The 1,245-nt window shown below is 53.7% G+C and carries 1 protein-coding gene; it reads right to left on the reverse strand.

Annotated elements, in window-relative coordinates:
- Positions 1 to 38 precede the first annotated feature (38 nt).
- Positions 39 to 1,174, reverse strand: a protein-coding gene (locus CYD26_RS24720; RefSeq protein WP_256588078.1) for an IS3 family transposase whose coding sequence is annotated in 2 segments (ribosomal slippage) — positions 39 to 925 and positions 925 to 1,174 — 1,137 coding nt in all. Because the reading frame shifts where the segments join, the coding sequence is not laid out codon by codon here.
- Positions 1,175 to 1,245 lie beyond the last annotated feature (71 nt).

Genomic DNA, 1,245 nt, shown 5'->3' on the forward strand with positions numbered 1-1,245 from the left:
CTGAACTGGTCAAGTAAAAGTGGACACCGCTTTAGGTTTCACGCCGCCAGTTTCTCCATGGCTACAGGCGACAGATAGTCGTTGTAGCTGTGGAGCCTGACGTTGTTGTAACGCAGCACATAGCGCTGCAGGTCAGCCATTGCCTCTAATTCTGAGTCGTAACCGCCTTCAGGTACCCACTCAGATTTCAGGCTTCCGAAGAAACGTTCCACAGGTGCATTGTCCCAACACTCACCTTTACGGCTCATGCTCTGCCTGATCCCAAATCTAGCCAGCTCTTCCCTGAATTTATGACTGGTGTACTGGCAGCCTTGATCTGAATGAAACATCACACCAGTTGGTTTCCCTCTCAGTTCCGCTGCCATGCGAAGCGCCTTGCTCGCTAGCGTAGCGTCAGCGATCAGGGAAAACGCCCAACCGACGATACGTCTAGCAAACAAGTCCAAGACCGCTGCGAAATACAGCCAGCGTTTACCGATCTGGATATATGTCACATCTCCGCACCAGACCTGGTTAATCGCCCCCACATCAAAATGGCGCTTAAGCTCGTGTGGGGCCACCAGCGCCTCCACACCTGTCGAGCGGTAACGATGTCGTCGCCGTTGACGGCTCACAACCTGCGCCTCCTTCATCAAGTTCGCGGTCATGAAGCGGCCGACTTGATGACCTTTGTTTTGCAGCTCGCGGGCCAAAGTTCTGGCACCGGCAGAACCTCGTGAGGCCTTGTGCAGCTTGATCAAAGCTACCTTGAGCGCTTCACGATGCGGGTCGGTCTTTCCCTGCCGTTTACGCCAAGCATAGAAACTGCTGCGATTGATTTCGAACACCCGACAGCAGTCTGCTATGCCATAACGCTCGCCCAGCTCATCGATCAGCGGGAATGATCTTTGGCGTCCAAAAGCAGGAGAGCACTGGCCTTTTTTAGTATTTCGATATCCCGGTCCTTTTGCTTGAGCAGTGCCTTGAGCGCCTGAATTTCCTTCTGCTCGGGAGTGATTGCCTTGGCATTAACAGGCGTCACGCCCATCCGCTCTTTGCGAAGCTGTTCAACCCAACGGCGTAACGCGGTGGGACCAATACCCAAGCTGGCACAGACTTCGGGCACGGACTGGTCGTTGTCCAGAACCATGCTGGCCGCTTCAAGCTTGAACTCGTTCGAATAAGAATTTCGCATCGGAACATCCTCTGATATGGGCGCCATCATAGCGCCCGATCAAAGTGTCCAAAATCATTAGGCCAGTTCAG

The sequence above is a fragment of the Pseudomonas sp. FFUP_PS_473 genome (genome assembly GCF_002858665.1).
In the GTDB taxonomy this organism is placed as follows: domain Bacteria; phylum Pseudomonadota; class Gammaproteobacteria; order Pseudomonadales; family Pseudomonadaceae; genus Aquipseudomonas; species Aquipseudomonas defluvii.